Below are 22,632 nucleotides of genomic sequence, written 5' to 3'. Positions count from 1 at the left end.
CGCGTACCCTGTAGGAGCGGCCTTGTGTCGCGAAAGGGCTGCAGAGCAGCCCCAGCAATTTATGCATTTCGGCTGAGGTCCTGGGGCTGCTCCGCAGCCCGTTCGCGACACAAGGCCGCTCCTACAAGGGACCGCCTGCCCCATAAAGTTCAGTCGCCTTTGCCCAGCACATACCGGTCGAAATGCTCGATGTGCTCGTCCAGGTTGTCCTCGAGCATCATCCGGTACTGCTCGCAGAAATACTTCAACAGCTCCTCCCGCGCGGCAGCCAGTTCGGCACTGGTCTTGAAACTGCGGGCACTCATCCAGGCATTGAAGCGCGAGGCGCCGAAGGTCAGTGAGGCACTGACCTTGCCCAGGTCTTCGATTTTCTCGATCTGCTGGTTCGCCAGTTCGATATGCGCATCCGCGCGGTCGTAAAAAGCCTGATCGGTAGCTTGTGTCATTGCGGTTTACCTTGCTGCTGCATTCAAATTAGGCACAGCGCCGTTTTACAGCGAAAGCTCACGACGTGAAACCGGCAATTCACCTTCATGAGATTGCCCGGCGTCCTGTTTCCCGGCCATGCGCGCCAACAGCAACTTGATGCACACCAGCAGCGGCGCTGCCACGGCAAACAGCAACGCCACAGCGATGAATGCCGTGTCGAAGGCGATCACCGCCCCTTGCCCCGTCACTGCCTGCGACAACAGGCTCATGGCCACTCGTCCAGCTGCCGGCGGGTCAATACCCTCAAGCCGCAACATCGACGTCACCGAATCAAGCCGTTCATTTACCGCTGTCGCGCCTGTGCTCACATGCGCACCAAGCGTCTGGGCATTGAGCACGCCATACTGGTCGAGCAGCGTCTGCAATCCTGCCACCCCCAAAAGCCCACCCACCTGCCGCCCGGTATTGAAAAGGCCGATACCACTGGCCAGGCTGTGCCGGCCCAGCCTGCCAAAGGCAATCAGAGTCAGCGACAGAAACAGCAACCCCAGCCCGGCACCGCGCAGTATGACCGCGGCCATCATGTCGTGCATGCCACTCTCGCGGGTCGAGCCCGAAAGCATCCACATCGCCGCCATGATTGCCAGGATGCCAAACGGCACGGTGGCAAAAGGCGCGATACCACGCACCTGGATCAGGTACGCCACCCCCAGCAGCACGGCGATGAACACAACGCCACTGGGTAGAAGCACCTGGCGATTACCAATCACGCCGGCAACCGGCGCTCGCACCACGGTATGCTCAAGCTCGATCAGCGCCAGGTCGCGCGCGGACCTGGCCTGGGCGATAGCCGCCACGGCCGCCTCGCGCTGGGCATCCAGCACGGCGATACGCTGACGCTGAGCATCGAGTGTCGCCGCCGCAGCCTTCAGCGCGGCCTCGGCGCTGCTGCGGGCGGCGTCGGTCTGATCGACCAAGGCCTGGCTGATTGCACTGTACTGAATCAGCTTGCGGCTGCGCTCGTGGGTTTTGCTGGCCAGCTGCCGCTCGGCCTGGGCCGACTGGCGCTGCGCCTCGGCCTGGCGGACCTGCGCCTGCTGCAGGCGTGTCTGAGCGTCGACATCGCCAAGACGCGCCTCGGCAGCCTTCAGGTTGGCCTGCGCCTGGGCCAGGTGCGCACGGTAGTCGCGGTCATCGATACGGAACAACACGTCACCGGCCCTGACCTGCTGATTGTCCCCGACCTCCACCGCCGTCACGTAACCCGACACCTTGGCCGCCAGCGACGTGACATCTCCACGCACATAGGCGTTGTCGGTAAAGGCGGCGTCAGCAGAGCGCAACGTCAGCCAGCCCACAGCCAGCAACAGTATGGCTGCCACGCACAGCACGACGCCCACTATCTTCATCCGTGCAGGCTGCGGCATCACCGCCGCGCGGGCCTGCTCAGGTTCATGTGTGTTCATGATGCGTTGTCCTGTATTCGGCCCTGGTGGCATGGCACTGCCAACAGGGCCGAAGGCCTACTTCTCGCTCGGCGTGACCAGTACCGTCTCATTGCTGTCGAGCACGAACACGGCCATCAGCTTGGCCGGCTTGCTGTCGCTGGCGTTGGCACTGACGCCATGGAAAGCGCCCGGTGCCTCGTACCAGTTTTCGCCAGGTTTGTAGACCTTGGCTGGCTCGCCATTGACGCTGCTGCGCACTTCGCCTTCCAGCACCGTGGCATAGATGAATGCGGATTTCGGGTGCCGATGCGCGGGCGACGCGGCCCCGGGGGCGTAGTCGACGATCACTCCGCGCATGCTTTTGCCTGGCACGTTGGGCAGTGGTCTGTCGAAGACCACGGTGACTTTGCTGACTGGCCGCTCGGCGGCGATTACCGGGGTTATGGCCAGCACGGTGAACGCGGCGGCCAGGAGGGGGCGGCTGAACATGGTGATGCTCCTTCGGTTCGGGATAGGGGTTGAATCGCTCACTGGCGAGCCAGCCAGTCTTCGAAGCGGATCTTGCCAAGCCGCGCGCCGCTGCCGGGAGTCAGCGACTTGTCATCGAGCTCGGCACCGAAATAGCGGGCATGCACATCCGCCACCACCTTGCGTGTATCTCCACGCAGGCGCAGGAAGCGGCGCACCAGTTCATCCAGTGGCGCGGCCTCTGGCCCGGCAACCTCCAGCATGCCGAGCGCTGGTGGCGCCAACGCCACATCGATCAGCGCCGCTACCACATCATCCGAGGCCAAAGGCTGGAACAGCGCCGGCGACAGGCGAATCTCCTCTCCCACCGTCCCTGCCTGGGCAATGCCTTCGACGAACTCGAAGAACTGCGTGGCGCGCAGAATGGTGTACGGCAGCGCGGACTCCCTGATCAGCGCCTCCTGGGCGACCTTGGCCCGGAAGTAGCCATTTTCCGGCAACCGCTCGCTGCCCACGATAGACAACGCGACATGATGCTTGACCCCTGCAGCTTTCTCGGCTGCCAGCAGGTTGCGGGTGGACGTCTCGAAAAAATCGAGCACCGCCTGGTCCTCCCAGGACGGGGCATTCGCCACATCCACAACCACATCCGCACCGTTCATCGCCTCTGCCAAGCCCTCGCGGGTGATGCTGTTCACCCCCGTGCTCGGCGCTGCCGCGACGGCATCGTGGCCGCGCTCGCGCAGGCCATCGACAAGCTTCGAACCAATGAGGCCAGTGCCTCCGATCACCACGATTTTCATTGGGGCTGTCTCCACGTTCACGACCGCAACCATTGCCGTCGTGGTGGTTCAAGCATGCGCCGCCGGCCTGTGCAGAGTCCTTGCGTACCGGCTGGTTTTGCCTCCAGGCGTGCTTGAATTTCCGTCCAAACTGTTCAATCCACGCCCTGGCGTATGCAGCCAGCTTTGCGCTGCCGTATCATCGGCCCATACCACTGAACAGTCGCCTCGGACACCTAGCCTAGGGCGCGCGAGGGGATACATCGTGCCATTCGAGTTTGACGACTATGTGCTCGACGAACAGCGCAGGGAGCTGACCCTGTGCGGAAAGGCCGTGGCCATCGGCCCGCAGGTGTTCGACCTGCTCTTGCAACTGGTCAGTCACCGCGACCAGGTGCTGGGGCGTGACGAGTTGTTGGCGCGCGTGTGGAACGGCAAGATCGTCTCGGAATCGACCATCACCAGCCATATCAATGCCGTGCGCAAAGCCATCGGCGATTCCGGTGAAGAGCAGCGCCTGGTACGCACGATCGCGCGCAAGGGCTACCGCTTCGTCGGCCTGGTCCGCGAGCCTTCCAGCAGCGCGGCACAGGCCCCATCCGAACCTGTTCCCGTCGCCTGTGGCCCTGCCCTGCCCGATAAACCGTCGATCACCGTGCTGCCCTTCCAGAACCTCAGCGGTGACCCTGAGCAGGACTATTTCGCCGACGGGATGGTCGAGGACATCATCGCCGCCCTGTCCCGCATTCGCTGGCTGTTCGTCATCGCCCGCAACTCGAGCTTCACCTTCAAAGGCCAGCGCATCGATGTGCAGCAGGTTGGCCAGGCACTGGGCGTGCGCTATGTACTCGAAGGCAGCGTGCGCAAGGCTGGCAAGCGGCTACGCATTACGGGCCAGCTGATCGACGCCACCAGCGGCGAGCATCTGTGGGCCGAGCGTTTCGAGGGGCGGCTCGACGATCTGTTCGAGTTGCAGGACCAGGTGACCGAAAGCGTGGTGGGCGCCATCGCCCCGCAGCTGGAAAGGGCGGAGATCGAACGTGCCAAGCGCAAGCCCACCGGCAACCTGTGCGCCTACGATTATTACCTGCGCGGCACGGCCAAGCTGCATAACGGAACGCGCGACGCCATCGCCCAGGCTCTACCGCTGTACTACCACGCCATCGAACTGGACCCTGAGTTCGCTTCAGCCTATGGCATGGCGGCGTGGTGCTACTTCTGGCGCAAGCTCAATGGCTGGATGGATGATCGTGCCCAGGAAATCACCGAGGGTGCCCGGCTTGCGCGCCTGGCAGTGGAACTGGGGCGTGACGATGCCGTGGCGTTGACCCGCGGCGGCCATGCCCTGGGGCATCTGACGGGTGACCTGGACGGCGCGATAGCGCTGCTTGACCGGGCGCGCCTGCTCAACTCCAACCTGGCGCCGGCCTGGTACCTGGGCGGGATACTCAGGGCGTTACGCGGCGAGACACAGACCGCCATCGACAATCTCAAGCACGCCACACGGCTGAGCCCACTGGACCCGGAGATGTTTCGCATGCAGGTGGGCATGGCGTTGGCGCATTTCTTTGCCGGGCGGCTGGATGAGGCTGTGGAGTGGGCGGAAAAGTCGCTGGGGAATCTGCCCAGCCTGCTGGCAGCGGTGGCCCTGCTGGCGGCCAGCCATGCACTGAGTGGGCGGATGGACAGCGCGCACCGGGCGATGGAGCGCTTGCGGGCACAAGACCCAGGGTTAAGGGTGTCGACCTTGCGCCAGTGGCTGCCGATTTACCGCGATGAGGATCTGGCCCGATTTGCCGAAGGGTTGAGGTTGGCGGGGTTACCGGCTTGATAGAGTTTGGACGCCCCCTTGGCCCGGATTGCCTTCGTTGGAGTACCGAAACTCCAACTACAAATTTGTACCCGCCACCAGTGAACCTGGATTGAGGCGCACAGTCTTAGCCGAGCCCTTAATTCGGCCTTGCCGCCGCCATTCACCAGAGCCATTCACCCCATGCGCCACGCAGTCCGTCGCTCCCCCTTTGTCTCGCTCTGCCTCATTCCTTTTTTCCACTTGTTCGCCAACCCCGCCCATGCCAGCGGGGAAAGGCAACTGGTGGCAGCCATCAACGACTATCGCACCCAGCCACAACGCTGCGAGCGGCGCATTATCCGGGGCTCGACGCCGCTGGTGCTGAAGCCGAAACTGGCGTTGCCGGTCGGCTACGGCGGGGCATTGCGGGAAGGATTGAAGGCTGCGGGGTATCAGGCGGTGAAGGTGCGGGCCATCCGTCTGGTCGGCGCACAAGATGCCGAGGAGGCCTTCGACATGCTGCGCAGCGACTACTGCACGGCCCTGCTCGATAGCCAATATGCCGATATCGGCGTCAGTCGCTCACGCAACGAGTGGCGGGTGCTGCTGGCTCGGCCCCTGCTCGATGCCCAGCTCGGCGATGGGCGATCGGCAAGCAAAGCGTTGCTGGCACAGGTGAACGCTGCACGGGCGAAACCACGCCTGTGTGGTCGCAAGCGCTTTGCCGCTGCACGCCCGCTAGCCTGGAACACCGCCCTGGGAACGGCGGCGCAGCGACACAGCCGGGCGATGGCCAACGATAATTTCTTCGCGCACCGTGACCTCGACGGTGATCTGCCCGCGGATCGGGCATGGGATGCCGGCTACCGTGGGCGGCAGATCGGCGAGAACATTGCCGCAGGCCAAGGGTCACCGAGCAAGGCGATGGCAGGCTGGCTGGCCAGCCCCGGGCATTGCGCCAACCTGATGAACCCGATGTTTACCCAGGTGGGGGCGGCCTTTGCCGAAAACTCGCGTAGCGATAACGGCGTGTACTGGACGATGCTGTTCGGCGCGCCTTGACTGACTCAGGCTGCAGCCCCCGAACGAGCCGCCGTTCTGACTTGCAGGCCACCCCGCGGCCAGCCGCAGGCGCCGGGGCTGGCCTGACGGATGCCCTAAAGCACTTCGAACAGCCCTGCCGCGCCCATCCCGCCGCCAACACACATAGTCACCACCACGTACTTCACCCCGCGCCGCCTGCCCTCCAGAAGCGCATGCCCGACCATCCGTGCACCGCTCATGCCGTAGGGATGGCCGATGGCAATGGCACCGCCATTGACGTTCAGCTTCGCAGGGTCTATCTGCAAACGCTGGGCACAGTACAGTACCTGGCAGGCGAACGCTTCGTTCAGCTCCCACAGACCGATGTCGTCCACGTTCAGGCCGTGCTGGTGCAGCAACCTGGGCACCGCCAGCACCGGGCCGATACCCATTTCCTCAGGAGCCAGTCCGGCCACGGCGATACCACGATACAGCCCCAGCGGCGCCTTGCCCGACCTTGCGGCCAGTGCGCCTTCCATCAGCACGCAGGCACTGGCGCCATCAGACAGCTGGCTGGCATTGCCGGCCGTCACGCAGCCGCCTTCGACAACTGGCTTCAGCCCTTGCAGGTCTGCCAGGGTGGTCGCCGGCCGGTTTCCTTCGTCCTGGCTGAGGCAGACTTCCTCATGGCTCACCGCACCGGACAGCTTGTCGACAACCTTCCTGCGTGCCGAGACGGGCACGATTTCATCGGCAAACAACCCCGCCGCCTGCGCCGCTGCAGTGCGTTGCTGCGACTGCAAGGCGTAGGCGTCCTGCGCTTCCCGGCTGATGCCATAGCGGCGGGCGACAAACTCGGCGGTTTGCAGCATCGGCATGTAGGCGTGTTCGCTCATTCGCAGCACGGCAGGGTCATAGGCCTCGCTGGCCAGCTGGTTGTGCACCTGCTGGACCAGGCTGATCTGCTCCTGGCCGGCGCCGATGGTCACCTGCATACCATCGACAATGATCTGCTTGGCCGCTGTAGCGATGGCCATCAGGCCCGACGCACACTGGCGGTCGAGGGTCTGCCCGCTGACCGATTGCGGCAAGCCGGCAGCCAGCGCCGACAGTCGGCCAGGGTTGATCGCGGCGGTACCACTCTGCATGGCGGTACCCAGCACCAGATCCTCCACCTGCGCCGGCTCGATACCAGCCCGCTCGACGGCTGCCCGAATGGCGACGGCAGTCATGCTGGGGGTTTTCAGGTCGTTGAAGGCGCCACGCATGGCTTTGCCGATGGGTGTGCGGGCAGTGGCTACGATCACGGCGTCTTTCATGGTCGAAATTCCTCGGGGAGTAAAGGCTGCAGTTCGCTCAACACCTGCCGCAAGCGGGCAGGCACCGGGACCGGGCGTCGGCCCTGCCGGTCGACGAATACATGGACGAAGCGTCCGGTGGCGCAAGCCAGGGATTGGCCCTGGATGAATACGGCCAACTGGTACTGCACCGAGGTGTTGCCCAGCCGGCTTACCGCCAAGCCCACCTCGATGCCCTGCGGAAACGCTACAGGCGACTGGTAGTCGCAGGCCGAACTGACCACCAGCGCAATCACCGCGCCATGGTGGATATCCAGTCCGCCCTGCTCGATCAGCAGGCGGTTCACGGCGCTGTCGAAAAAGCCGTAATAGACCACGTTGTTCACGTGCCCGTAGGCGTCATTGTCATGCCAGCGGGTGGCGATTGGCGTGTAGTGCCGGTAGTAGTCACGTTGCCGATGCACGCTCATCAGTAGGCAGCCTCGTAGATGGCCAGTGCATCGGCCTGGGTGACTTCACGCGGGTTGTTGACCAGCAGGCGCTGCTGTTGCATGGCATCTTCTGCCAGTTGCGGCAGGCGATGGCGCGGAACATCGGCATCACGCAGCCGCCCAGGCAAACCGCAGCGGGCGCCCAGCGCGGCCAGTTCCTCGACGAACTGATCAGCCTGCCGGTGCAGGTCGCCAGGCTGCAACCGTGCGCCCAACAGGGGCACCGCCAGCTGGGCATAGTCCGTCACCGTCACGGGCAGGTTGAAACGCAGCACATGCGGCAACACCAATGCATTGGACAGGCCATGGGGAATGTGGAAGTGCCCACCCAACGGGTAAGCCAGCGCGTGCACCGCCGCCACCGGGGCATTGGCAAACGCCTGGCCGGCCAGGCAGGCGCCCAGCAGCATGGCCTGACGCGCATCCAGATTGCCGCCATTGTGCACGGCCTGATCCAGGTTTTCCGCCAGCAGCCGCAGCGCCTCGCGCGCCAGCAGGCTCGACAGCGGGTTGCGCTTGAGACGGCTGGTATAGGCTTCGATGGCATGCACCATGGCATCGATACCGGTCGCGGCGGTTACCGCCGGGGGCAGGCCGAGCGTGCAGACGGCATCGAGTACCGCAAGGTCCGGCAGCAGCAGCGGCGATACGATGCCCATCTTGCTGGTGGCGCCGGTGGTGACGATGGCGATCGGCGTCACCTCCGAACCGGTGCCGGCCGTGGTCGGCACCTGGATCAACGGCAGGCGTCGGCCCTTGGCCTTGTCCATGCCATAGAGTTCGGCAAGCGGCTGGTTGCAGTCGCGGTGGGCCAGCAGCGCGACCAGCTTGGCAACATCCATCGAACTGCCGCCGCCAAAGCCCACCACCAGGTCGGCACCGATATGCCGGGCCCGCTGGGTGGCTGCCAGTACACAAGCTTCGCTGGGGTCGGCGGTAACCTCGCTGAAGATCGCCACGCCGACCTTGGCCGTCGTGAATCCCGGTAGCAGATCATCGAGCATGCCCAGGCGGGCGATACCGGGGTCACTGACGATCAGCACGCGCCGTGCGCCGCGCTCGCGGCACAGAGTGGCAAGGCGCTGCACCGCGCCTGCTTCGCAGAGGATCTGCCCGGTAGTGGCAAAGCTGAAAGGCTGCATCTGGCTCTCCTTGTCGTCGTTGGCCCTGCGTCAGAAGGCGAAGTCGCTCGCTGGCAGTGCCATGAGGCAATCTGCACCGCCCAGCAGGGCTTCGCGGTGCGCGGTGGCGCGGGGCAGGACGCGTCGCCAGTAGAACTGCGCCGCGTGCAGCTTGGCCCGGTAGAAATCCGTTTCGGCACTGCCGCCAGCCAGCGCCGTCTCGGCGCGCACGGCCGCCTGCAGCCAAAACGCTGCGAGCAGCACATAAGCCGAGTAGGCCAGGAAGTCCACCGAGACCGCGCCCATTTCCTGGGGGTCACGCTGGCAAGCCTCGACTACATGGCCTGCCAGCACACGCCATTCCTCCAGGCGCTGCCCGACCGCTGTCGCCATGGCATGCAGACCACCACCGACACCAGCCGCCTCGACATGCAGGGCCAGTTCATCGACCAGCAAGTTCAGCTCGGCCCCGCCGTCGCCCAGCAGCTTGCGGCGCACCAGGTCGAGAGCCTGGATGCCGTTGGTGCCTTCATAGAGCTGGGTGATGCGGCTGTCGCGCATCAACTGCTCCATGCCCCACTCGCGGATATAGCCGTGTCCGCCATATAGCTGCACGCCAAGGCTGGCGACCTCCTGCCCGACATCGGTGAAAAACGCCTTGACGATCGGGATCAGCAGTGCCGCCCGCCGGGTTGCGCCCTTGCGTGCCTGATCGCCAGGCGCTGCGTGCTCCAGGTCGAGCTGCCGGGCGGTATAGATGGCCAGCATTCGGCAGCCCTCGGTAAGGGTTTTCTGGGTCAGCAGCATGCGTCGCACATCCGGGTGGACGATGATCGGATCGGCCGGCCTGTCCGCCGCCGCCGGGCCGGTCAGCGCGCGCGATTGCAAGCGCTCGCGTGCATAGGCCAGCCCCCCCTGGAAGGCCGCTTCGGCAATGCCCAGCCCTTGCAGGCCGACTTGGAAACGGGCGTCGTTCATCATGGTAAACATGCACGCCAGGCCTTGGTTGGCCTCGCCTACCAGCCATCCCTGGGCACCGTCGAAATTCATCACGCAAGTCGAGGCGCCCTTGATGCCCATCTTGTGCTCCAGCGCGCCACAGCCCAACGCGTTGCGTTCGCCGCCCGGCAGCAGCTTGGGCACCAGGAACAGGCTGATGCCCCGCACCCCGGCCGGCGCATCGGGCAGGCGTGCAAGTACCAGATGAACGATATTGTCGGTCAGGTCCTGTTCGCCGCCACTGATGAAGATCTTGCTGCCTGTGATGCGATAGGAACCATCGACCTGCGGCTGGGCGCGGGTGCGCAGCAAGGCCAGGTCGGTGCCGGCCTGCGGCTCGGTGAGGCACATGGTGCCGGCCCACTCGCCACTGACCATGCGCGCCAGATAGGACTGCTGCAACGCCGGGCTGCCATGGCGATGCAAAGCCAGCACGGCACCTTCGGTGAGGCCGGAGTAGATGCGGAACGACAACGACGCGGCCATCAGCATTTCGTGGAAGCTGGCCGAGGCCATTTGCGGCAGGCCCTGACCGCCGTAAGCCTGCGGCCCGGTCATGCTGGCCCAGCCATGGGCCACGTATTGCCGGTAGGCGTCGCGGAAACCATCGGGCGTGATGACCTCCCCATCAGCCAACTGGCAGCCCTGCTCGTCACTGTTGCGGTTGAGCGGTGCGACTACCTCGCCGGTAAAGCGCGCGGCCTCTTCCAGTATGCCGTCGAGTGTGTCGCGGTCCAGTTCGATACCCAGCTGCTGACAATGGGCGGCAACGTCGAACAGCTCATGCAGCACGAAGCGCATGTCGCGCAAGGGAGCCTGGTAGTTCATGCCTGAACCTCCGCCTGCTGCTCGAAACGCTTGCCGTTGGCCACCAGCGTGCAGAGCAGAGCGGCCGGGCGCCAGTGCTCGCCCAGTACGCTTTGCAGGTATTCCAGCCGAGCCAGGACGAATGCTGCACCCTGGTCATCGGCCCAGCGCATCGGGCCACCTGTGGCCGCAGGGAAGCCATAGCCGTTGAGCCACACCCGGTCGATGTCGGCGCTGCTGGCAGCGATGCCTTCCTGCAGAATCTTCGCGCCCTCGTTGACCAGCGCCAGCAGGCAGCGCTCGACGATTTCCTCGGCGCTGATGCCCCGGCGTCGGTAACCCAGGTCGTTGGAAATCTTGAGCACCAGGGCGTCGACCTCGGGGTCATGCTCGGCCTGGCGGCTGCCAGGTGCATAACGGTAATAGCCCTTCCCTGTCTTCTGACCCAGCCGGCCCAGATCACACAGCGCATTATCCACTTGCACCAGCGGATCGTGCATGCCCTGCCTGGCCAGCTGGCGGGCACGCCATTCCAGGTCGATACCGACCACGTCGTACATGCGGAACGGGCCCATGGCAAAACCGAACTGTTGCAGCACCGCATCCACCTGGTGCGGCAGCGCGCCTTCGAGCAGCAACTTGCGCGCTTCGGCCACATAACTGCGCAGCATGCGGTTGCCGATGAAACCGGGGCAGTTGCCGGCCACTACCGCCACCTTGCCCAAGCGCTCGCCCAGCGCCTGGGCGGTATGGAGCACCGCCTGGTCGGTGTGCGCGCCGCGCACTATCTCGAGCAGCTTCATGACATGCGCGGGGCTGAAGAAATGCAGGCCCAGTACGTGCGACGGTCGCCGGGTCACCGCCGCGATCGCGTCGATGTCCAGCGCCGAGGTATTGCTGGCCAGGATCGCCTCCGGTTTGAGGTGCTGGTCCAGGGCCCGGAAGATTTCCTGTTTGAGTTCAAGGCTTTCATACACTGCCTCGATCACCAGATCGGCCTGGGCCAGCGCGGCGTAGCCATCCACCGCCTGCACTCGCGCCAGGCAGGCTTCAGCCTCGGCCTGGGTGACACGCTGCTTCTCCACCTGCTGGGTCCAGGCCTGGCTGACCATGCTCAGGCCAGCGTCCAGGGCTGATGCGTTGCTGTCGAGCCACAGCACCGACAGCCCGGCACTGGCGAGGCTGATGACAATGCCGCGGCCCATGGTACCTGCGCCTATCACGGCCACCTGATTGATCGGAAAGGGGGTATTCACGCGCAACGCTCCTGCTTGTTGTAGGTATGAGGACAGGCATCACCCTAAGCAGGCCGCAGGTATTTTTGAAATTTCAATTTCGTATGCCATATATTCTGCCCATGAATATTTCCAACTTCGATCTGAACCTGCTGCGGGTCTTCGACATGTTGCTGCGCGAGCAGAACGTCTCACGGGCGGCTGAACGCCTGGCCCTGACCCAGCCCACTGTCAGCAACGCCCTGGCGCGGTTGCGCGACCAGCTGGGCGACCCGCTGCTGGTTCGTGTGGGCCGGCGCATGCGCCCTACGCCACGGGCGTTGGCGCTGGAAGGGCCGATTCGAGCGGCGCTGCAACAAATCGAGCAGACCCTGGCCACTGGCGATGCCTTCGAGCCACGGCGCAGCCACCGTCAACTGCGCATCGCCCTCACCGACTTCGTCGAACAGTTGTGCATGCCACCGCTGCTGGCACGCCTGCAGGTACTGGCCCCGCACTTGCGCATCGATGTGGTGCACCTGGCTCCAAACCTGCCGGCCGAAGCGCTGGACCGCGGCGACCTCGACCTGGTGCTGGGGCGCTTCGATGAGGTGCCGGCACGTTTCAGCCGCCGCCCCTGGAGGCGTGAAACCCTGCAAGTCGCGCTGCGCCAGAAGCATCCGCAACTGGCGCCGGACCAGGCACTGGATCTTCAGGCGTTTCTTGGTTTGCGGCACATCTGGGTACACGGTGGCCAGACCCGCGGCATGGTCGACCAATGGCTGGCCGAACAAGGCCTGACCCGGAAAATTGCCTACACCACCCCCAACTACCTTCAAGCAGCGCATCTGGCAGCCGCCACCGAGATGTGCGTGGTGCTGCCGCGGCAACTTGCGCAGCAGTTCGCCAAGTTGCTGCCCTTGGCGGTGCACGAACTGCCCTTCGCCCTGGAGCCGTTCGAGCTGGAACTGGTGCACCTGACCCATCGTCGGCACGACCCCGCCCTGGCCTGGCTGGTGGAGCAGATCATGGAGCTTCCGCCTGCCTGAGCCCATCAGCAAATGCGATGGCAACCATGCCGCTCTGGTATTGGCTGGTGCCCGAACCCGTCCCCTACAGTGGTCCGCCACCATAACAACAAGGACACACCATGCGCTTCCCACTGTCGATGCTGGCGCTCGCCCTGCTGGCGCCCCTCCCGAGCCTGGCCACTACGGCGGCAAAGGATGCCACCCCGGCCACCCAGGCCAGCAACCAGCAATGGCTGCAACGCCTGCCGTTCGATGACCACGGGGATTTCGAAGCGGCCCGGCGCGGGCTGCTTGAACGCTTCGACGGGCCGGTCGCGACCGCCGATGGCAAGACTGTGTGGGACCTGGGCCAGTATCGTTTTCTCGACCCGACGCAGGCCCCGGCCACGGTAAACCCGAGCCTGTGGCGCATCGCCCAGCTGAACACCATCGCCGGCCTGTTCAAGGTCACCGAAGGCATCTACCAGGTCCGCGGTCTGGACCTGGCCAACATGACCATCGTTGAAGGCCAGGACGGGCTGATCGTGCTCGATCCGCTGCTGGCCGTCGAAACCGCCAGGGCCGGCCTTGAACTGTATTTTCGGCACCGCCCGCGCAAGCCGGTGACCACGCTGATCTACACCCACCCGCACATCGACCATTTCGGTGGCGCGCGCGGGGTGATCGACGAGGCGGACGTAAAGGCCGGCAAGGTCCAGGTCATTGCACCCGAAGGCTTCTTCGAGCATGCCATCGGCGAAAACGTGCTGGCCGGCCCGGCCATGAAGCGCCGCGCCCAGTACATGTACGGTGCCCCCCTGCCCCGCGGGCCACGCGGCCAGGTGGATGCCGGGCTGGGCAAAGGGGTGCCGGCCAACGCCACCGTCAGCCTGATAGCGCCGACGCTGGAAATCAGCCAGCCGCTGCAACGCATGACCCTCAGCGGCGTGGAGGTAGAGTTCCAGTTGACCCCTGGCACCGAAGCGCCAGCGGAGATGAACATCTACTTCCCTGGGCTCAAGGCTCTGTGCATGGCCGAGAACGCCACCCACGTGCAGCACAATGTGCTGACCCTGCGCGGTGCGCTGGTACGCGACCCGAAAGTCTGGGCGCACTACCTGGACCAATCGCTGTTGCGTTACGGCGACCAGGCCGAGGTAGTGTTCGCCCAGCATCACTGGCCGACCTGGGGCGGGCCGGCAATCCGCGAGTACCTGGCCGACCAGCGCGACATGTATGCCTTCATCGATAGCCAGACCTTGCGCCTGATCAACCAGGGCCAGACACCAATGGAAATCGCCCAGAGCCTGGCCAACCTCCCGCCGCGCCTGGCAAGCAAGTGGTACAGCCGCGACTACTATGGCTCGCTAAGCCATAACGTACGTGCGGTCTACCAACGCTACATGGGCTTTTACGATGGCAACCCGGCCAACCTCGACCCACTGCCGCCGCAAGCTGCCGGCAAGCGCTACGTGGCGGCAATGGGTGGCGCCGATCAGGTGCTGGCCCAGGCACGCCAAGCCTTTGCCGAAGGTGACTACCGCTGGGTCGCGCAGTTGGTGAACCATCTGGTATTCGCCGAACCGGGCAATACCGCAGCGCGCGAACTGCAGGCCGATGCGCTGGAACAGCTGGGTTACCAGAGCGAGAACGCTACCTGGCGCAACGCCTACCTCAGCGGCGCCCAGGAGCTGCGCGGCGGAATAGCCGCCGCCACCGGCAGTGGCGGCAATGCCGACGACATGGTGCGGGCACTGACCCCAAGCCTGTTCTTCGATTACCTTGGGGTACGGGTGGATGCCTTCAAGGCGGCGGAGAGCGACCTGAGCATCAACTGGCGCTTCACCGACCTGGGTGAAGACTACGCCCTGACCCTGCGCAACGGCGTGCTCACCCATCGCGACCTGGCTCGTCACGCCCAGGCCGATGTGCAGGTGAGCATGAGCAAACAGACATTGGACCGCATTGCCCTGAAGCAGACCGGGTTCCTCAAGGAGGCCACGCTGGGCGAGATCTCCATCGAAGGTGAGCGGGTGAAGTTCCTGCGTTTCATGGGCGGCCTGGAGAACGCCGATTCCCGTTTCAACATCGTGACCCCTTGAGCGCCGGCATCTTCGCCGGCAAGCTCGCTCTCACAGGTACCGCAATGGCGTCTGGATTCACATCGTACCTGTGGGAGGGGTTTCAGCCCCCGTTCGCCAACCGGTACAACCCTGCCAGCGCCATCAGGCACACTGCGATGCCCAGTGCCACTACCGGCAGAATCGCAGGCTGACCGCGCTCGACCCGCAACATCGCCAGGCCCTCGCTGTAGCGCCGCCCCTGGCGGGTCAACAGCGTCAGCGTTGCGAAGCCGACTACTGCCGCCAGCGGCAGGTCGCCCTGGCGCAAAGCCAACCCCGCGACCGCCACCAGCGCCAACCAGGTACGCCGCCAAGCCAGTTCGGTACGTTCGGCCTGCAAGCCCGGATCAGGCATGCCAGCGCGGCCACAACACGACAGCGGCCATCAACGCCGCGATCAGGCAACCCAGTGCCAACAGCGGCACCAGCGCCGGCAGCGGCAATGGCCGGCGCTGTCGCAAGGCACGCTCCACCCGCAGCCAACGCAGGCAGGCGCCGGCGCTCAGCAACATGCTCAGCAACATCAGGCTGCCGACAAGCCAGAGCCGAAGCGGCGCCTGCAGGGCCTGGCCGGCAAAGGTCTCGATGGCAATGCCACCTCCCAGCAACGCCAGCGCGGTACGGATCCAGGCCAGGAACGTGCGCTCGTTGGCCAAGGTGAAGCGAGGGTCGGGCGCCTCGCCCTGCCCCAGCAGACGCCGAGCCCAGTCCGGCCGTGGTTCAAACGCGTCCATCAGCGCACGCCAAAGCTGCGCAGGGCGCCGGGAGAAAAATACGAAAGGCTGGTGCGAACATTGAAGTCGAACGGGCGACGTTGCTCGTTGATCAGCCCCGACGCATGGTAGCGGCCACTCTTGAGGTCATAGGTGACCTCCATTGCGTTGACCGCCACCTCGCCGCCTGGGTGGTAGAAGCTGTGGGCCTGTGATGTACGCCACAGATGGCCGCCAGCATCGTAGCTGTCGGTTTCGAGAATGGCCCAGGTGTCTTCGTCCACATAGAAGCGTCGCTTGGCATAGATGTGCTGTGCGCCGGGCTTCAGCGTCGCCTCCACCACCCACACCCGGTGCAGCTCGTAGCGTGTGGGCGCCGGATTGACATGACCAGGCCTGATCAGCTCGGCATAGCGCAGCTCGGGCGATGCCAGGCGGTAGCTGTTGTACGGCACGTGCAGGGCCTGCTTGCCCAGCAGCTTCCACTGGTAACGGTCGGGGGCGCCATTGAACATGTCGCGGCTGTCGGCAGTACGCAGGCCTGCGGTGCCTGGCCCCGTGGTGTCGTAGGCGATGTTCGGCGCGCGCCGCACACGCCGCTGACTGGCACTGTAGACCCAGGACAAGCGGGGCTCGGCTACCTGGTCAAGGGTTTCGTGAACCACCATGGCATCACCGGCAAGCCGTGATGGTGCCGTCATGCGGTAGGTGAAGTAATACAACACATTGCTTGCACCCAGCCCACCCAGGCCTTCCGGGCGGGCTACATCCTGGCGCGCGCTCATCAGCACGAAGCGGCCGTTCTTGAACGGTGTGACGCTGTCGGACATCTGAATGTAACTGGCATTGCGGTGCCGGGTCAGATGGTTCCAGATCACTTCCAGCCCGTTGTCCGGCCGGGGAAACGCAATCACTCCATTGAACCCGCGCAGGCCGTTGCCCTGGTCATCAAGCTGCGCCTGCGCTGCATTGCGGGCGGCCGAGGCGGCGACGCCGGCAGGCACCGCGACACTGCGATGGGTGGGGTAGACCGGCAGCTCGAAGGTGTGCGGGAAGCGCTTGAGCAAGGCTACCTGGCCGTCGGAAAGCTGGCCCTGGTAACGCCGATAGTTGGCCGCCGTGATCCGGTACAGCGGCTGCTCGGCGGCATACGGATCCAGCGGCGTGCCGTTGTCACCCAGGCGCTGCTGGGCGACGCTCAACCCGCCTTGCCAGGCCGGGATACGGCCGTCCGGGCTGGCCGCGCGTTCGGCGCCCACAGGGGTCAGGTTGTCTGGCAGGCCTGTCGCAGCCAGCGCGCCGCTGGCCCAGAACAGGCCGATCATCACCATTCGCATATTCATCATCATGCCCTCAGAAGGTGACGCCCAGGCTCAGCGAGACAAAGTCCCGGTCACCACGGGTGCCATAGTCGCCATCGATAAAGTCGGTGTACGACAGGCTCAGGCTGTAGGTACTGGCAAGCGTCGCATCCAGCCCGACGCTCATGGCCTTGGAGCCTTCGCTGAAAGCCGAGCCTTCCACCGGGCCTGTACCGTGCACATCGTGCGACCAGGACAGGTTCGGCCGCAGGTCGAAGCCGGCGATCACGTTGGGGTAGGTCAAGGTCGCGCGTAACCGGTAGCCCCAGGAGAACGGGGTCATGAAGCCTTGGTCGTTACAGTGCTCTGGCGTCTTGGAAATCGCCCGGCAGACGCTGTTGTCCGCCAGCTCGCCACTGTTGAAGGTACCCGAGCGGCCGTAACGCGGGCCTGCGCCGCCCTCCAGCCCGCCGACGTAGGTGGCCCCGGCCTCGCCCACCAGTAGCATCTGGTTGGCCCCCAGCACCTGACTGAAGGCATGTACGGCGGTCACCTGAAGCTGGGTCACCTCCTTGCGCCGGTAGCCGTCAAACAGGGTGCTGGCGCTTTCTGGCCGCAGCCCGTCGCCCAGCAAAGGCGAACGCCCCTCGACGTTGAGCAGCGACTGGATGATGTCGGTACCGTTGAGTTGCATGGGCATATTCGGCCGGTAACTCAGCTCACCCTGCAGGGCCGTACCGCTGCGCAGGGTGGTGGCGAACGACAACCCGTACATGCGGATGTCCTCGGGGTACTGCACACGGTACTGGGAGGTACCCAGGCGCAATGCACCGACCAGCGACTGACCGGCAGCGGAGCCGAGGAACCCGGCGCAGCCGGCCGGGCCGATACCCAGGTTGGCGCACAACTGGGGGGCGAAGCGGCTGTTGTCGAAATAAGGGCTGCTGACCGTCCCCAGATAAGGCGTGCGGCTGTGATAGTTGGCTGCGTAGGCACCGAACTCGGTGTCCAGCGCCGCCACGTACCAGCGCAACGAAACACCCCACTGCCCGCCGTCGCGGGCATCCTGGTCACTGCCCCGGGGTATGCGCACGCCTTCGCTGGTCAGGTTCACGCCAAACGGTGCAAGGCCGGCCACGGCAGCCGGGTTGCCAAGCAACCTGGCTCCCACATCCAGGCCATCGCAACCATCGGGCAGAAAGTCGTTGTTGGAGAAGAACGTGCCACAGTTGTCGAGCTGGGTCTGGTCCCAGTCCAACTGGTAGAAGCCATCGACCGACAACGCCTCGGTCAGGTTCTGCGTGAAGTAGAACAGGTTCACCGGCACCAGCGCGTCCTTCACCTCGGAACCTGGGCGGCGCAGCGCCGCCAGGTTGAAGGGATTGATGACGTTCAGCCCGCCCTGGATGAAGGTGCTCTCGCCCCAGTTCACTACCTGCTTGCCCAGCCTTGCCGAGCCTGGCTGGCCATCGATGTCGTAGAGGTAGTAGCCAAAGGCGTCGAGCAGCTGGGTACCTGCGGTCTTGGCCGAACGCTTGCGGTTGTTGTCCTCGACCTGCTTGAAGCGCTGGTCATGGTCGCGCAGCGCCGTGTCGTACCAGTAGGTGCCACGCAGGAACACACCCAGGTTGGCATGTTTGAGCTCCAGATCATGGGTACCTTTGAACACTGCCGAAAATACATCACCCGAGGCAAAGTTCAGGCGGCCGTCATCACTGTTTGCACTATTGTGCAAAGCCGGGTCCGGGTTGGCAGTGGAAATGCTGGTGCCAAACGAAAACGCTGAATCAAACTGTCCTTCAAACTCTCCCAGATTAAATTGAACAGCCAGGGCAGGCACAGAAAAAAGTGCAGACGACGCAAGCAGCGACAACGGTCCCGAAAGACCAGAAGCACGAAATGCCATCACTCTTAACCTCTTATTGTGTTTATTCGAGAGTGAGTTGCGAGTTAGCGCCGAAACACGGCGCAAAGGCTTGTGTAAAAAGGGGCTGGGTAAATAAGTGAAAGTTTCTGTTATCCTCGATCCGGTGTTCCCCGATACTAAGTAGGCCACTAGAGCTGAACAAATAACGTCTCTCGATAGTTGCCATACCACTTCGGCATAGCCTGAGAATTGCCATGACTTTGAAACAGCTGCGTTACCTGATTGCCATTGTCGAAGCCGGCAGCTTCTCCAACGCCGCGCGCCACGCGTTCATTGCCCAGCCAGCATTGAGCCGTCAGATAGGACTGCTGGAAAGCGAGCTGGAAATGCAGTTGCTGGCGCGCCAGCATGACGGCATCGAGCTGACCGATGCAGGGCGCCAGCTGTACGAAGTGGCACGCTCGGTGATACAGAAGCTTGATTCGGTGAAGGACGAACTCAAGTCCAGCCGCGGCAACCCCAAGGGCCACGTGGCCATCTCGATTCCGGCCACGGCTTCGGCGCTGTTGTTGCCAGCCATCATCACCCAGGCGCAGGCGCGCTTTCCTGGTATCAAGCTCACCGTATGGGACGGCCTTAGCCGCGAAGGCGGCCAGGCGATCGAGCTGGGCAAGGTGGATTTCGGTGTGGTGCCCAATGCCGAGGAGCTGGCGCACATTGTCGCCGAGCCCGTGTTCTCCGAAGACCTGTACTGGGTCGGCCTGCCTGCGCATGGTCCGGACGATTCACCGATCACCCTGGCCGAGGCCGCGTCGAGCCGGCTGGTAATGCCGCCGCGCAGCCTGCACCTGCGCAGGCGCATCGAGCAGGCGGCCATGGAAACCGGCGTGGCCCTGGATTCAAGCTATGAACAGCAGTCTGCGCCCGGCATAGCCAGCCTGGTACGCGCCGGCCTGGCGGCGACCATCAGCAACTGGCCGCCATTGCTGGACCTGGCCGCCCCGGCCAGCGCGCGGCTGATCGTGGAGCCGCGCATCACTCGTACGATTGCCCTGGCCCATTCGCAACACAAGCCATTGTCGTTCGCCGCCGCCTGCATGCGCGACCTGGTGCGCGGGCTGCTCGTGGATGCGGTGCGCAGCGAGCGCTGGAAAGGCACCCTGATCGAGCGTGCCCCCCTCCCCCAGCAGAGCCTCTGACGCAGCGCAGGTCAGGCCCGGGCCAGCGCGGCCGTGCCCACCTGAAGCAGCCGTTGGCGGGTTTTCTGAGGGTCCATCCATACCAACCCTGTCAACCCGGCAATGACCAGCACCGCCCCGCATACCAGGAAGCCCTGGCCATACCCTGCCGGGTGGTCGGCTCCGGCGCCCTGCACCAGAAACCCCGTGACTACGGGTGCCGCCAGCCCGGCCAGCGAAGCGATACCATTGCCGATAGCCAGGATGCCGCCACGCTGCCCGCTGGGCGTGAACTCCGCCAGCATGGCTGGCCCCACCGAGTACATGACCAGCGCCAGCCCGCCACTGAAAGTCAGGCTCATGATTCGCTCGACATTCCCCAGGCCCGGCAGGAACAATGCCGCCGACAACAACCCGCTGGCAATCAGGCACAGGGACACGAAGGCTCCGCGCGACCAGCGTGTCGCCACCCCGGCGCGCATCATGCGCTGCGACAGCCAGGCCATGAACAGGCTCAGCGGCGTGGTCACCACCACGAAAAGCACGAACACCCGACCGGTCATGATCGGGTCGATGCCCAACCCGGTTTCCAGATAACTCGGCACCCACGTCAAGGTCAGGGCCAGCGACCAATTGGCGGCGAAGTGGCACAGGTAATTGCCCAGCACGGTGCGGTCGCCGAGCAGACGGCGGTAGGCGATGTGCGCCTGTTCTTCCCTGGGCTGGCCGGGGCGGATGCGGTCAAGAGTACCCTCGCGCCCCAATGCCCACCACAGCACGCACCACGCCGCGCCGATCAAAGCCAGCACGATGAAGTTCATGCGCCAGCCATAGTGCACGCTGATCCATGGAATCATTGCGCCTGCCACCAGCAGCCCAAGTGCACTACCGGTATGCAACAGCGCCACCGGCAGGTTGCGCCGGTCGTTGGGGAACCACTTGTACAAGGCATGGGTTGCCACCGGTGACGCCGGCCCTTCGCCGATGCCCAGCAGCACCCGGCAAGCGACAATCGCCCACAGGGAGGTGACGAACAGCATGGGCAGCTGGATCAGCGCCCAGAACGCGCCCATGCCCAACAGCAGGGTGCGGGTCGGCCGGCGGTTGGCCATGAAGCCACCGACCACTGCAGAGATGGCGAAGAACCAGTGCAACGCGCCACCCACCAGGCCGAACTCGGCCGGGGACAAACCCAGTTCCCTGGACATGGGTACCGCTACAAGGCCGATGACCACCTTGTCCAGGAAGTTCACCAGCATAAGCAGTGCCAGCAGTACCGCAATCATCCAGGCCGTGCCTGCACGCGCGCGGGAGTCAGTATGAGTCATGTCGATCTCTCTTGTTGTTCTTGTGGGAGAGCCCGGCCACTCGAGGCCGGGCGTGCAGTTTCACTGCTCGGGCATGAGCACGCCCTTGGCAATGGTGTTGCGCTGGATTTCGCTGGTCCCGGTAAGAATGCGCATCATACGGGTCGCACGGAAGATCCACTCCACCGGGTTGCCCCGCAACAGCCCGGCCCCCCCATGAATCTGCACCGCTCGGTCGGCGATACGGAAGGCCGTTTCCGATACGAAAAGCTTGCACATCGGCGCCTGGGTGCGGATATCGCCACCGGCGTCATTCACCGCGGCAGTGGCATAGACCATGCTGCGTGCCGCATGCAGTTCGGTGGCCATGTCGGCGATCATGTGATTGATCGACTGGAACATCGCGATCGGCTGGCCAAACTGCTTGCGCGTGCGGGCGTAGTCGACCGTCAGGTTCAGCGCCAGGCCCGCCATGCCCAGCATGGTTGGGCAATGCAGCAGACGATTGAGCGTGATGCGCCCCATTGCCAGCTTGAAGCCCTGCCCCTCCTCGCCAATGCGGTTGGCCACCGGCACTCGTACCTCATCGAGAAGGATGTCGCCATGGGCGCCGCCACCGGACATGACCGAGTAATCGCTTTCCACCCGCACGCCCGGCGCATCCAGCTCGACAAAGAATGCCGAGATCCCCTGTGCGCCACGCCCGGGGCCGGTGACCGCGAGCAGTATTGCGATATCGGCATAAGGCGCCCCGGAAATGTAGCGCTTGGCCCCGCTCAGCACGTAATGCTCGCCGTCGCGCCGAGCGGTAGTCCTGATCGCCGTGGCATCGGACCCGGCTTCACTTTCGGTCAGCGCGAAGCACACTGCCTTTTCGGCTCGGCACACCGGCTGCAGGAAAGCCTCGACCTGGGCCGGGCTGGCCACCTTGAACAGGTGGCCGACACGCGGCGGCCCGGAAAGCTCGCCGAGAATGTGCGGCGCCAGCATAGAGCCCGTCAGCACTGTGGCCTCCTTCACCGCACACAGGTCGGACACGCTCAATCCTGCACCACCAATCGTTTCGGGCAGCATGATGTTGTAGAAGCCCTGCTCGCACGAGCGTTGCCACACCTGCTGCAGCACCTCACGCGGGTGCGGTTCGGCCCAGCTGAGGCCGGCGCGTTGCTCCAGGGGCAGGATTTCGTTGCGAACGAAGCCGCCGATGGCCTCGATGATCTGTTTGGCCTTTTCGCTTGGCTGGTACATGGCAATTCCTCAA

At 64.5% G+C, this 22,632-nt stretch carries 20 protein-coding genes; 5 read left to right on the top strand and 15 right to left on the bottom strand.

Translation table 11 applies throughout. From position 1 onward, the window contains the following. Positions 1–149 precede the first annotated feature (149 nt). Genes GEV38_RS09100 through GEV38_RS09080 form a run of 4 tightly spaced genes read right to left on the bottom strand, consistent with a single transcriptional unit; the run spans position 150 to position 3,148 of the window. On the bottom strand, positions 150–446 hold the full coding sequence (locus GEV38_RS09100) for a DUF3144 domain-containing protein (RefSeq protein WP_015269483.1): 297 nt from the start codon (positions 444–446) through the stop codon (positions 150–152). A gap of 45 nt (positions 447–491) precedes the next feature. Beyond that, the gene (locus tag GEV38_RS27625) at positions 492–1,895 is read right to left on the bottom strand and encodes a biotin/lipoyl-binding protein (protein WP_054573333.1); all 1,404 of its coding nucleotides are present in this window, start codon (positions 1,893–1,895) and stop codon (positions 492–494) included. 57 nt (positions 1,896–1,952) lie between these two features. Next, positions 1,953–2,366 carry a cupin domain-containing protein gene (locus GEV38_RS09085; protein ID WP_003260184.1) on the bottom strand — a complete coding sequence of 138 codons (414 nt, stop codon included), beginning with the start codon at positions 2,364–2,366 and terminating at the stop codon, positions 1,953–1,955. A 38-nt stretch (positions 2,367–2,404) separates the two neighbouring features. Further along, positions 2,405–3,148: an SDR family oxidoreductase gene (locus tag GEV38_RS09080; RefSeq protein ID WP_139657580.1), complete on the bottom strand. Its 744-nt coding sequence runs from the start codon at positions 3,146–3,148 to the stop codon at positions 2,405–2,407. Positions 3,149–3,392: 244 nt separating this feature from the next. On the opposite strand from GEV38_RS09080, the gene GEV38_RS09075 reads away from it, so the two are divergent. Next, entirely contained in the window at positions 3,393–4,958 is a 1,566-nt protein-coding gene (locus GEV38_RS09075; protein ID WP_054573335.1) for a winged helix-turn-helix domain-containing tetratricopeptide repeat protein, read from the top strand. A gap of 162 nt (positions 4,959–5,120) precedes the next feature. Further along, positions 5,121–5,981, top strand: a complete 861-nt coding sequence (locus GEV38_RS09070) for a CAP domain-containing protein (RefSeq protein WP_054573336.1) — start codon at positions 5,121–5,123, stop codon at positions 5,979–5,981. A 95-nt stretch (positions 5,982–6,076) separates the two neighbouring features. On the opposite strand, the gene GEV38_RS09065 is transcribed toward GEV38_RS09070, so the two are convergent. Genes GEV38_RS09065 through GEV38_RS09045 form a run of 5 tightly spaced genes read right to left on the bottom strand, consistent with a single transcriptional unit; the run spans position 6,077 to position 11,914 of the window. Further along, complete coding sequence (locus tag GEV38_RS09065) at positions 6,077–7,261, bottom strand: acetyl-CoA C-acyltransferase (protein ID WP_023663031.1); 1,185 nt, start codon at positions 7,259–7,261, stop codon at positions 6,077–6,079. Continuing rightward, positions 7,258–7,710 (bottom strand): thioesterase family protein, encoded by a 453-nt coding sequence (locus GEV38_RS09060; protein ID WP_003260181.1) that lies wholly within the window; start codon positions 7,708–7,710, stop codon positions 7,258–7,260. Before GEV38_RS09060 ends, GEV38_RS09065 begins: the two co-directional genes overlap by 4 nt. Beyond that, the gene (locus GEV38_RS09055; RefSeq protein ID WP_054573337.1) at positions 7,710–8,873 is read right to left on the bottom strand and encodes an iron-containing alcohol dehydrogenase; all 1,164 of its coding nucleotides are present in this window, start codon (positions 8,871–8,873) and stop codon (positions 7,710–7,712) included. Before GEV38_RS09055 ends, GEV38_RS09060 begins: the two co-directional genes overlap by 1 nt. A 30-nt stretch (positions 8,874–8,903) precedes the next feature. Next, positions 8,904–10,679, bottom strand: coding sequence for an acyl-CoA dehydrogenase C-terminal domain-containing protein (locus GEV38_RS09050; protein ID WP_054573338.1), 1,776 nt, complete (start codon positions 10,677–10,679; stop codon positions 8,904–8,906). After that, positions 10,676–11,914 (bottom strand): 3-hydroxyacyl-CoA dehydrogenase, encoded by a 1,239-nt coding sequence (locus GEV38_RS09045; protein ID WP_054573339.1) that lies wholly within the window; start codon positions 11,912–11,914, stop codon positions 10,676–10,678. The genes GEV38_RS09050 and GEV38_RS09045 overlap by 4 nt, the downstream gene beginning before the upstream one ends. A gap of 83 nt (positions 11,915–11,997) precedes the next feature. Between GEV38_RS09045 and GEV38_RS09040 the strand changes: the two genes are divergently transcribed. Both GEV38_RS09040 and GEV38_RS09035 read left to right on the top strand, forming a co-directional pair. Further along, on the top strand, positions 11,998–12,921 hold the full coding sequence (locus GEV38_RS09040) for a LysR family transcriptional regulator (RefSeq protein ID WP_054573340.1): 924 nt from the start codon (positions 11,998–12,000) through the stop codon (positions 12,919–12,921). Between the two features lie 101 nt (positions 12,922–13,022). Beyond that, entirely contained in the window at positions 13,023–14,984 is a 1,962-nt protein-coding gene (locus tag GEV38_RS09035) for an alkyl/aryl-sulfatase (protein ID WP_023663035.1), read from the top strand. A gap of 82 nt (positions 14,985–15,066) precedes the next feature. Here GEV38_RS09035 and GEV38_RS09030 read toward each other — a convergent pair whose 3' ends face one another. The 4 genes from GEV38_RS09030 to GEV38_RS09015 are packed head-to-tail and all read right to left on the bottom strand — an operon-like array spanning position 15,067 to position 18,925. Then, positions 15,067–15,360, bottom strand: a complete 294-nt coding sequence (locus tag GEV38_RS09030; RefSeq protein WP_054573341.1) for a DUF202 domain-containing protein — start codon at positions 15,358–15,360, stop codon at positions 15,067–15,069. Further along, entirely contained in the window at positions 15,353–15,739 is a 387-nt protein-coding gene (locus GEV38_RS09025) for a YidH family protein (protein ID WP_015269474.1), read from the bottom strand. The genes GEV38_RS09030 and GEV38_RS09025 overlap by 8 nt, the downstream gene beginning before the upstream one ends. Beyond that, on the bottom strand, positions 15,739–17,049 hold the full coding sequence (locus GEV38_RS09020) for a DUF1329 domain-containing protein (protein WP_081014001.1): 1,311 nt from the start codon (positions 17,047–17,049) through the stop codon (positions 15,739–15,741). The genes GEV38_RS09025 and GEV38_RS09020 overlap by 1 nt, the downstream gene beginning before the upstream one ends. Positions 17,050–17,071: 22 nt before the next feature. Then, positions 17,072–18,925: a DUF1302 domain-containing protein gene (locus GEV38_RS09015; protein WP_043935454.1), complete on the bottom strand. Its 1,854-nt coding sequence runs from the start codon at positions 18,923–18,925 to the stop codon at positions 17,072–17,074. Positions 18,926–19,140: 215 nt separating this feature from the next. Between GEV38_RS09015 and GEV38_RS09010 the strand changes: the two genes are divergently transcribed. Beyond that, the gene (locus GEV38_RS09010; RefSeq protein WP_023663061.1) at positions 19,141–20,085 is read left to right on the top strand and encodes a LysR family transcriptional regulator; all 945 of its coding nucleotides are present in this window, start codon (positions 19,141–19,143) and stop codon (positions 20,083–20,085) included. A gap of 11 nt (positions 20,086–20,096) precedes the next feature. Here GEV38_RS09010 and GEV38_RS09005 read toward each other — a convergent pair whose 3' ends face one another. Both GEV38_RS09005 and GEV38_RS09000 read right to left on the bottom strand, forming a co-directional pair. Continuing rightward, a complete protein-coding gene (locus GEV38_RS09005) occupies positions 20,097–21,350 on the bottom strand; it encodes an MFS transporter (protein ID WP_054573342.1) in 1,254 nt (417 codons plus the stop codon). 102 nt (positions 21,351–21,452) lie between these two features. Beyond that, positions 21,453–22,619: an acyl-CoA dehydrogenase family protein gene (locus GEV38_RS09000; protein ID WP_054573343.1), complete on the bottom strand. Its 1,167-nt coding sequence runs from the start codon at positions 22,617–22,619 to the stop codon at positions 21,453–21,455. Between the last annotated feature and the right edge of the window lie 13 nt (positions 22,620–22,632).

The sequence above is a fragment of the Pseudomonas sp. 13159349 genome (assembly GCF_013305685.1).
GTDB classification, from domain to species: domain Bacteria; phylum Pseudomonadota; class Gammaproteobacteria; order Pseudomonadales; family Pseudomonadaceae; genus Aquipseudomonas; species Aquipseudomonas asiatica.
This window is presented reverse-complemented; position numbering and strand designations above follow the sequence as displayed.

Coding starts and splice junctions, on each gene's coding strand:
- GEV38_RS09100 (WP_015269483.1), bottom strand. CDS start 446: ATGACACAAGCTACCGATCAGGCTTTTTACGACCGCGCGGATGCGCAT.
- GEV38_RS27625 (WP_054573333.1), bottom strand. CDS start 1,895: ATGAACACACATGAACCTGAGCAGGCCCGCGCGGCGGTGATGCCGCAG.
- GEV38_RS09085 (WP_003260184.1), bottom strand. CDS start 2,366: ATGTTCAGCCGCCCCCTCCTGGCCGCCGCGTTCACCGTGCTGGCCATA.
- GEV38_RS09080 (WP_139657580.1), bottom strand. CDS start 3,148: ATGAAAATCGTGGTGATCGGAGGCACTGGCCTCATTGGTTCGAAGCTT.
- GEV38_RS09070 (WP_054573336.1), top strand. CDS start 5,121: ATGCGCCACGCAGTCCGTCGCTCCCCCTTTGTCTCGCTCTGCCTCATT.
- GEV38_RS09065 (WP_023663031.1), bottom strand. CDS start 7,261: ATGAAAGACGCCGTGATCGTAGCCACTGCCCGCACACCCATCGGCAAA.
- GEV38_RS09060 (WP_003260181.1), bottom strand. CDS start 7,710: ATGAGCGTGCATCGGCAACGTGACTACTACCGGCACTACACGCCAATC.
- GEV38_RS09055 (WP_054573337.1), bottom strand. CDS start 8,873: ATGCAGCCTTTCAGCTTTGCCACTACCGGGCAGATCCTCTGCGAAGCA.
- GEV38_RS09050 (WP_054573338.1), bottom strand. CDS start 10,679: ATGAACTACCAGGCTCCCTTGCGCGACATGCGCTTCGTGCTGCATGAG.
- GEV38_RS09040 (WP_054573340.1), top strand. CDS start 11,998: ATGCCATATATTCTGCCCATGAATATTTCCAACTTCGATCTGAACCTG.
- GEV38_RS09035 (WP_023663035.1), top strand. CDS start 13,023: ATGCGCTTCCCACTGTCGATGCTGGCGCTCGCCCTGCTGGCGCCCCTC.
- GEV38_RS09030 (WP_054573341.1), bottom strand. CDS start 15,360: ATGCCTGATCCGGGCTTGCAGGCCGAACGTACCGAACTGGCTTGGCGG.
- GEV38_RS09025 (WP_015269474.1), bottom strand. CDS start 15,739: ATGGACGCGTTTGAACCACGGCCGGACTGGGCTCGGCGTCTGCTGGGG.
- GEV38_RS09020 (WP_081014001.1), bottom strand. CDS start 17,049: ATGGTGATGATCGGCCTGTTCTGGGCCAGCGGCGCGCTGGCTGCGACA.
- GEV38_RS09015 (WP_043935454.1), bottom strand. CDS start 18,925: ATGGCATTTCGTGCTTCTGGTCTTTCGGGACCGTTGTCGCTGCTTGCG.
- GEV38_RS09010 (WP_023663061.1), top strand. CDS start 19,141: ATGACTTTGAAACAGCTGCGTTACCTGATTGCCATTGTCGAAGCCGGC.
- GEV38_RS09005 (WP_054573342.1), bottom strand. CDS start 21,350: ATGATTGCGGTACTGCTGGCACTGCTTATGCTGGTGAACTTCCTGGAC.
- GEV38_RS09000 (WP_054573343.1), bottom strand. CDS start 22,619: ATGTACCAGCCAAGCGAAAAGGCCAAACAGATCATCGAGGCCATCGGC.